The following is an 8,578-nucleotide window of genomic DNA, read 5'->3' on the forward strand; positions in this document are numbered from 1 at the left end:
GCGGAAAGACCCATTCGCGTTTTTGCTCCACTTCGCCGCTTGCCGAGCGGAGACTCTGTTGCGCGGCGATGATCGGCCGATTGGTTGTTTGATGGTTGTTTGGTACGGGGAGAGATGCGCTCTTACGAGCCGCTTTCTCTCCCCCGAACCCCTCTCTTGACTGCCGGGTGCAAACAAGGGAAGCCGGGGGCGTGTCCGCCGCCCCCCGCACCCCCTGCGTCCGGCAAGGTGCCGGTGCCGCGTACGGGGCGGAGCCGGACTCGGCTGCGGTCGGCCGGCACGGGGAGAAAGAGCCGCTTGCCGGGCGGAGACTCTGTCGCGCGGCGATGCTTGGTCGAGGAGATGTTAGAGAAGTGGTTGGTTCGGGGAGAGAAAAACCTCCTGTTGTTATCCCCGGTTCCAACCGTTTCGGGTTGAGGCGGAAATCCTGTATCTTGCCGATTTCTGCAATCCGGATAAAATCGTGCCCCCCGCTGTTGATGTTTCTCATTCTTGTCGTCCCCCCTGTTTCGATTTCTGAATCTCTTTTGAATGCCGGTTTTCATTCCGCATTCACCTGCGGGAAGTCCTGCGGTTTGATCTTTCTCTCTTCCGTCTGCCGTTCCGGTTGCCGGGTCCCCCCTGCGAATTGCTTCACAGCCCCTTGCCGGTGCACATGTCCAGACGGTCGTCGGATGATTTGAAACCCGAACCCATTCCGAGAGAATGAGACCGATGTCGAACTTCCTGTCCCCGAGGAAATAAGAATACATCGAAAATGATGGAAATGCAATCGCCGTTTCTACTTAATTTCTCTTTTTTCCGGGCCGGAGAGAAGATTCCGCGATCCCGGATGCCGCCGGCGTTTTCATTTTCCTGCGGAGGTGGTTGTTTCCCGGGGCTCTGTTTGAGCGATGCTCCGGAAATACAAAAAGGCACATCTGAAAAGTGCCCCCGCCAGCGCCTACCACAGCGCACAGAAAAACACTGATCAAGATGTGCCAGAATATGTGGCACTTCCCAGTGTGCGTTTTTCTGTCGTGGACGGCTGATCGAAGTGGTAGTTCAGGCGAGGACGTCGATATTCAGTTGTATAACTCAGATTTTTTCGCTATCAGAGTTTCTCCTCAAATTGAAATTGTTCTAAATTACTCCAGAAAATCCCTGAATGCAAATGAAAAAACGTTATTTGCAGCTTTTTTTTCAGAGGAATGATTGCGCGGTGATTGTTTTCTCCTGTTTCCGAAGTTTGAACGATCGATCTGCCGCCTCTTTCGTGGGCGCTGGATAACGACGTGGCATCGTCACTGTCCGATGCTTCGAAATCGGAACGGAAACCATCCTCATTCAGTTGATCAGGTCGAATTCCTCCCGGATGATTGTTCCGGCGCGCTTGATTTCCCCGGTCAGACCGGAGGGAATCTGGAGTATGAAACGATAGAGTTCCGATTTCTGTCCTTTTGTTGCGAGGAACGTGAGGAAAATGGAATATCTGGAATCGGACTTCCGCAGTTCGGCAAGAGCCTTGCGTTCGTATCCATCTGCCGGTCAGGTTACAAGTTCGTCCAGAGAAAACCGGTTTCCGATTGACAAAACGACGGCTCCATGCTAATTTTATCTTGCATCTGCGTTCCCTTGATGTTGGATTTTGGGCAAAATGAAAATAAAGGGCAGGTACACCTCTGTCAAACAACACGTCCCATCGCCAAATTTGGGACATTATCCGTGCTTGAATTCACGGTTTGGCGCGGTAAATTTATACCGGATGCGGGTATGAGAAAATATGCGAATTTCTTGATGTTCGGAGCGTTATGGCTGGCCGGAGCATTTCTGCTCTGGCGGTTTCCCGGCTTCGAGATGCGGGGATTTACGCTGGGCACGATCGCTGGTTATCTGCCGCTGCTCGGGCTGGCGCAATTCGGTATCCGGCCGGAACATGAGTGGCCGTTGCTGACGCTGTTTTTGATGGTACTGTTGAGTGGGGCTTTCGTCGCGCTGGCAGCGTGGGTGATGGACCGCAGTCGCGGGAAAGTCGGCGTTTCCGCCGTTTTGCTGGCGGCGGGAGTTCTACTCGGAATCAGTTGCGGCTGTCTCGGCGGGAGTTACGAGGCATGGGTCAATTCTCCGCCGGTTCAGCAGGCGATGGCCTCGCCCGAGATCAATTTCGAGCCGACGCGCGCGGCTTATCGCCGGCAGGTCGTCATCCCGCGCCTGCTGGGTGGAGCTATGGCGGGGCTTTATCTGGCCGCGGCGGTCGGCGGAGTCGTCGGCTGCGGAACGCTGCTGCTCCGCCGATTCCGCTGCCGAACCTCCGACCCGGAATCCGCAGCGCCTGGGACGGAACATGATGCAGCGGAGTCATTTGCCGCACCGAACCCGCCATCCGCGAGCTTGACGATTTCGCCCTCAGCAGCTGCGACTGTCGATTCCGACTGACTCTTTCCGGCAACTCTTCCGCCAACGCCGCCGTAGAGGTGAAACTCCCCGTATCGGCCCCGGAGGTCGCCGGAATAAGATATGATATCTACCAGCCCTTCGACAGGAGGAGATTCGACCGGTCGCAGACGGGAATAGGTCAACTCGATGTCGCAGGAATCCCGTCCGACTTTGCTGAGGAGTCCGGAGAATTTGAATTCACATTCGGAACTCTTCAGATCGATCGAAAATACGCCCGGTTGAATCAGAAAACTTTGTCGCGTCCACCGCACTCTTTGACCCTGATAAGAAAACTCCCCGCGCATGGCGTTGCCGACGGATGCAAGTTCCTCCCGGAATCGTTTCTCAAGTTGGTCGCTCCCTGTGATCTGATCAAGTTGAGTCCAGGAGCCGTTCAGCAGAAACGAATCCACAAGAATCCATTCTCCCGGTGCGCCATACTGCTGACACCGGAATCCCAGATACACTTCTTCCGCGAATACCGCAAGAGAGAGCGCCGCGGCAAAGAGAGACAGAAGAATCTTCATCGTCATTTTCCTTTCACTTTCCCTCACTGCCGGAACTGCTGCGGCAGATAGGAGGGCGGGCCGTCGTTCGTGTCATGGTCGAGGATGTAGCACAACTCCCTCATTTCCTTTGAGAGCATTTCCCCATTTCGTGCGATCATGTTCCGCAATCTGGCGGCGACGTGCCGGGCGATTTTCTTCTGCCGGAGCTCTTCGCGATTCCGGTAAATCAGGGCCGTGAAACGCTCGAAAAACACCGAATCGGGTGAAACAGCCAGAATGCCGCTGCGGGAAAGGAAGTCGATCACATAAATGGTCTTGAGCGGCGAACGGGTGAATGCCTGCTCCAGATGAGGCAGCAATGCCGTATCCTCGGCAGCAAGCGCAGCCAGCAGAACCAGGACGCGGAAATCCTCCGGTTGTTTTTCCGACAGCTGCAAACCTGTCTTCCGGGCCGCGTCGAACTGTTTGGCGCAGAGCTGTCCGAAGAGGGCGGCAACGCTCTCCGGCTCGATCCCCTCCGGAATCGGGGAAGAGCCGGCCTGTGCCGCATAAATTCCGCCCCATACGGGCAATTCCGCCAGAGCTTCCAGCGGCGGAATCGGCCGGTCGGGGGAGAGCAGTTCATCAAGGGTCTGCAGATTTTTTTTCCGGGTTTCCGGCTGCATCAGATTGAAAAAGAAGCGGCCGTTGGCGCGAGGTGCCCCGGCAGAACGACGGATGCACCCGCGCTGCCGATTCTCTCCCGGAACTGTTTCGTAACCTGCTTCCCGAGCTGTTCATCGAGAGAGGCCTGGAACCGGCGCAGGGCGGCCTTTTCAGCAGAATCATTCTTCTGTTCTGTCCCGGGCTGTTGAGCGAAATATTTCTGTCGGATCATTTCGCGCAGGCGGTGCAGCTCGATCGCGGAAAAATCCGGGCTTCGGAACAGCTCCGGAGAGCCGGAAAAGAGGTTGATCCAGGCGTCCAGGAAGTCCCATTCGCTCTGCGGAGGAACATCAAACTCGATGTTGCATGCGAGAAAATCGACCAGTTTCATGGTTTTTTGCGGCGATTGCCGGTAAGCTTTTTCCAGATACCCGAAGAGATTCCGATCCCGGATGGAGAGTAGTCCGAGCAGGAGGGTTGCGGCGTAATCGTCCGGATTTTTCCGGAGGGCGGCGAGCAGCGTTTCCCGAGCCTGATCGAACCTGCCCGCGCAGAGCTGTCCGAGGGCGGAAGCGGTCGGCGCGAGGTTGGTGTTCCCGCTGTCGCATGCGTAAACGGCCCAGAGGAAAATCCGCGGGTCCACGTTTTTCCCATCGAACATGGCGGAAATCTGTTTTTCGTACCGATCACTATGGTCGATCACGTCCTGCAGCGATCGCGCCGGATTCCGGACGGGAAACGACGGACGGTACGCAAGATAAAACTTCGATTCCGTCAAAAATCCCGGTCCGGTATTGGCCGTCACGGTCCGGATGACGGGAATATCCTGCGCCCCGATTCTGCAGGAGAAACCGGCCATCGACAATGTGAAAATGAGCATGAGAACGGGTAAACGACCGATGCGATGTCCTGCCATGATGCCAACCTCCTGAAGTACCTGTCACATAAAAGTTACAACCGGAACAGATCGTTTGCAAGTTCTGAACTGAAATGAATGAGATCCGGCCTGTCCGGATGAATCATTGACCCGATCTGCAACAATCACGGATGCCGCAACGCAGAGAATCTTCAGCTGCATTCAAATGGAATCTCCTCGCCATTCACTTTGATGATGAATCGCCCGGGTGACTCATCGCCGGAGCGGAACGACCAACCGCTCTGAATCGCAATGGATGATTGATCTCCGAGTTTAACAGTTTGAATATCAACAGAAATTTCACATCCTGCAAGTTCCCGGGAAAGCAGTTGCAACAACCGGTCATTTCGGAAATCCTCCGGTCGTACATGGCGGGAACCGGAACGTTCCATCAGGAGGGATTCCGTTTGTTTCAAGGCCAGTTTCAATTTGACCTGCCGGGGCAACTCCCGGATGATTTCCGGATGCGTGTCCAGAAACCGGCATACTTCCGGAAGAAACTCTTTCGTGAAATTCTTCTGAATTGCGATAAAGCTCAATACTTTTACGGGTCGACGCTGAATTTCCTCCTGCCACGCCTGTTTGAACGGGATCTCGTCCTTTGAACCGTATGCCCATGCCAGAATCAGTTTCCCGGACGGAGATTTCGATAACGCGGCGGAGTTTCCGGTTAAATCGTGGAATGTTTCCGTGAGCAGCCATGCCAGCCATATCGCGTCCGAGGTGTTTTCTTCCGGGGAAGCGGATTGTCCGGCTTCGTATACCGGGGCGACATTGTACAGACAGGAGAGAGAAGCGGGATAATCAACCCAATTCGTTTCCCGCAGCAACTGACCGGCAATTTGTCTGAACGGGACAAGATATTGATTGACAAAATCCTGTTGATCGACCGTATTCCGGTATTCCAGCAGATACTCTTCCGCCGGTTGTTTCCCGTTCTTCCAAAGCCGGATTTGCTCCGCCTGCCATTGGTCGAGTTTTCGGAGAATGTCATCCGCCGCAAGTTCGCCCCGGCCCTCATGGAAGAAGCCGAAGCTCATGATGATCAATCCAATGGAATATAATGTCAACGTTATTCGGCGCATGAAGTGACCTCCTTACGGGTTGTTTGTCTTTCTTTCTCTTGCCAGTTTTGCCGCATTGGAAAATTCATCCTTGTCGAGAATGGGGTGCCGCGGTTGTTCCGTTCAAATTTAAAATCCGATTCTCCCGCCCGATCTTATACGTTTGAATTTCCCTCTGCTTTTTCTGCATGGATGGACGGTGTCGGAATCGTCACCTTACTGCCGCAGATGTCTGTTCCGGACGCTGCAGCGTTTTATCAAAAAACGTTTCCGGGGCGATAATATAATTCCATAATTTTATAATCTCTTTTATTGCGATCTTCTTCATGCAAGATCGTGATAAGTTCTTTTACTACAAGATCTTTTTGCTCTGGAGTCATGTTTTTACAGTCGTAAAATGAAATCAATTTCATGATATACCCGCCAGGTCCGGCGTCAACTCGGATCTGTCCCTGCAGATTCCTGTATTTCGAGAAGTAGAAATCCCATCTGTCCGGAATATTGCCGGTGTCGTGATTGATGAAATGAAGATACTCTTCCAAAATACCCTCTCCTGTTTGAAAGCTGAAACATTTCAACAGAATCGTGGACTTCCGGTAACATCCTGAATGATAATTGATTTCCCATCTGGTTTCTCTCCAGAAGAACACGCCTGTCGTAAAAACACAAATGGCTGCGGCTCCAATCCACAAGACCTTTTTGCTGATGTGTGCCTTGATGTTTCGCATATGGATTCTCCGACAGTTCATTCACTGGGATGGAGTGTTTTCTGTGTTCTTCTGAAAAGCGCTGATGTCTCACGGCCCGGAAAACAACCACTTCCGGCAGGCAAATTGACTGATGCTTGAATCATATCTCCGGGCAGACCGACTTCTTTTTCAAGGAGACTCCCGTTATATCGCCGCATGCAGAATCGACTGCAATGCTGTGCACGGGAATCAGACCATACAAGTTCAACTCGCATCGTTCAATCACAATCATAGAACTTTTTATTTTTCAGATCGATGTATCCTCCGCCCACAGGAATCTCCTGGACGACCCGGCTGCCGTTGATGCTGGTTTCGATCACTTTTATGCGTTCCCATACCCGGGCAATCCCATTTTCAAACGGCGACGCCTCCGCATAGCTCAACGGAATGATCAATTCTCCCCGTGTATTGAGATAGCCGAAACGCGAATTGACGGAACATACCGCGAGGCCGTCGGAGAAATCCGAGATATACGCATAAACCGCCGGAATGATCTCCCTGCCCGTCCTGTCAATGGCGCCGAAAGCACCGTTTTTCCGGATCGCAGCCACCCCGTCATGGAACATCCCCGCCCGTTGATATTCGCCCGGGACCACCTGATTCCCCTTGGAATCGATGTAGACATAACTTTCCTCATCCGGAGAAACTGCGGCTGCGCCTTCCGAAAAGGAAGAAGCCTTTTGGTACTGAAAATCGAGCAAAAGCTCTCCTGACGGCCGGATAAAACCCCACTTTCCGGCGGAACAAACCGCAAGCGCATTTTCCCGACATGGCTTTATTTCATCATACTGGAATGGAACCAGCACCTTTCCCTGTTTGTCAATTACGCCCCATTTGCCGTTCAACTCAGCCGGTGCGACGTTTTCACTGAAATCGCCGACCTCTTGATAAGCGGGGGGAATCGCAATGGAAAACGCCTGATTGAGAAATCCCCATTTCCCCGTCCCTTTGATCTTCACCGCAGCCATGCCGTCCGAAAAATCGCGGGCGGATTCCAGATCGGAAGCGAAAAACGCCCGTCCGTTCATAGCGATAAACCCATGACCCTCTTTCGTCTGCACGCGGGCAATCCCATCTCTGAATACCCCGGCAAACTTGTACTCAGGTGGGAATACGACAGATCCAAATGGATCGGCATATCCCCATAAATCTCCTTTGCGAAACGGAATCAGATCAAATCCGAAAGCCTGTACGACAAGTGTCCCCAGCACAACCAGAACATAAGTGATTCTGATCATTTTCATCATTTCTCCTTCCTGCTTTTCCGTTCCCATGAGGCCTGGCGTCATGATCCGCATTTCGGCGCATGTGTTACGCCGCCCGGGAAGTCGGGAGTTGTTCTGCACGGCGCACCGAACATGCAGTGACTCCTTTTATGATTGCTGACAGAAACAATAAGATTTCAAGCACCACAGCTGTCAGGTATGAAAATCGATATATGCCGCTTTCCCAGCTGCTGAAAACACTGAGCCATAATGAGAGAGACAGGAACAGCGCCAATGCGAGGGAACATTTCCGCAATCCCTTTTTCCACCGACTTTCATTTTCCCTTTTCTGCAGAAGATATAATACGGCCAGAAAAATGATCGAGTCAACGAAAAGGTGAAATGTGGCGGGCGGGCTCCCCATCTCTCCGATCTCAATGGCGCTGACATGATAAGCTCCGCTGATAACTCGGGAGCGCTCCGCCTGATCGATGGAATACGTTTCCCATACTGCCAGAGGGACTCCATAAGAACATGAAAAGTCATAACCCAGAGGATAACTGATCATATTTTTGGCCAGAAAAGAGGCGGGCAGAATATTGACAGCCATGATAAGTGCCAAACCGTGATTTTTTAAAAATCCCATTCGACCCCTCCCGGTTCGTTTTGAATTGCGCTTGAAAGCGGGGGATGTATACAATCGATTGCGGGCTTTCCGGTTACCGAATGCGTCGCGCTCGATCGCGGAAACAACGTCGGCGCTCTTTGCCTCGAGCATGCTGCCGGGCCGGTTGTTGAACCGCGTCTTTTTGTCCGTGACGGCGGGTTCATTCCGGCAGTTCGGGCGGTCACTCCGGATCAGCGCAAGTCCATACCGCAGAAACGTTTCCGTATTGGAATCGTCATGCGCGGCCGCAAGCCGGCCGTCCATGTGGCAGCGGAAACTCCGGATCACCTTGTCGCCCTCCGTGATCTGCGTGACTTTATCCAACCACCCGTACTGATACACCCGGTCGCCCTCTTTTACAAGCCGTCCGGCGGCGTCATACGCATATTTTTTTGAATTTCCTTTGGA

General features: G+C 53.0%; 7 protein-coding genes and 1 pseudogene. 1 reads left to right on the forward strand and 7 read right to left on the reverse strand.

Going from position 1 to position 8,578, the window contains the following annotated elements; all coding sequences use genetic code 11:
- Positions 1-490, reverse strand: a pseudogene (locus Q0J85_RS14955) (hypothetical protein); the annotation flags it as partial.
- A gap of 1,262 nt (positions 491-1,752) precedes the next feature.
- Here Q0J85_RS14955 and Q0J85_RS14960 point away from each other — a divergent pair.
- A complete protein-coding gene (locus tag Q0J85_RS14960; RefSeq protein WP_294483061.1) occupies positions 1,753-2,415 on the forward strand; it encodes a hypothetical protein in 663 nt (220 codons plus the stop codon).
- Between the two features lie 550 nt (positions 2,416-2,965).
- On the opposite strand, the gene Q0J85_RS14965 is transcribed toward Q0J85_RS14960, so the two are convergent.
- The 6 genes from Q0J85_RS14965 to Q0J85_RS14990 form a co-directional block, all read right to left on the reverse strand.
- Complete coding sequence (locus tag Q0J85_RS14965) at positions 2,966-3,589, reverse strand: hypothetical protein (protein WP_294483062.1); 624 nt, start codon at positions 3,587-3,589, stop codon at positions 2,966-2,968.
- Positions 3,589-4,485, reverse strand: coding sequence for a hypothetical protein (locus tag Q0J85_RS14970; RefSeq protein WP_294483063.1), 897 nt, complete (start codon positions 4,483-4,485; stop codon positions 3,589-3,591). The genes Q0J85_RS14965 and Q0J85_RS14970 overlap by 1 nt, the downstream gene beginning before the upstream one ends.
- Positions 4,486-4,637: 152 nt before the next feature.
- A complete protein-coding gene (locus tag Q0J85_RS14975) occupies positions 4,638-5,570 on the reverse strand; it encodes a hypothetical protein (RefSeq protein ID WP_294483065.1) in 933 nt (310 codons plus the stop codon).
- A 236-nt stretch (positions 5,571-5,806) separates the two neighbouring features.
- Positions 5,807-6,277: a hypothetical protein gene (locus tag Q0J85_RS14980; protein WP_294483067.1), complete on the reverse strand. Its 471-nt coding sequence runs from the start codon at positions 6,275-6,277 to the stop codon at positions 5,807-5,809.
- Positions 6,278-6,516: 239 nt separating this feature from the next.
- Positions 6,517-7,536 carry a WG repeat-containing protein gene (locus tag Q0J85_RS14985; RefSeq protein WP_294483069.1) on the reverse strand — a complete coding sequence of 340 codons (1,020 nt, stop codon included), beginning with the start codon at positions 7,534-7,536 and terminating at the stop codon, positions 6,517-6,519.
- Positions 7,537-7,609: 73 nt separating this feature from the next.
- Entirely contained in the window at positions 7,610-8,149 is a 540-nt protein-coding gene (locus Q0J85_RS14990) for a hypothetical protein (RefSeq protein WP_294483071.1), read from the reverse strand.
- Positions 8,150-8,578: the final 429 nt, after the last annotated feature.

It is taken from the genome of uncultured Victivallis sp. (assembly GCA_944389935.1).
In the GTDB taxonomy this organism is placed as follows: domain Bacteria; phylum Verrucomicrobiota; class Lentisphaeria; order Victivallales; family Victivallaceae; genus Victivallis.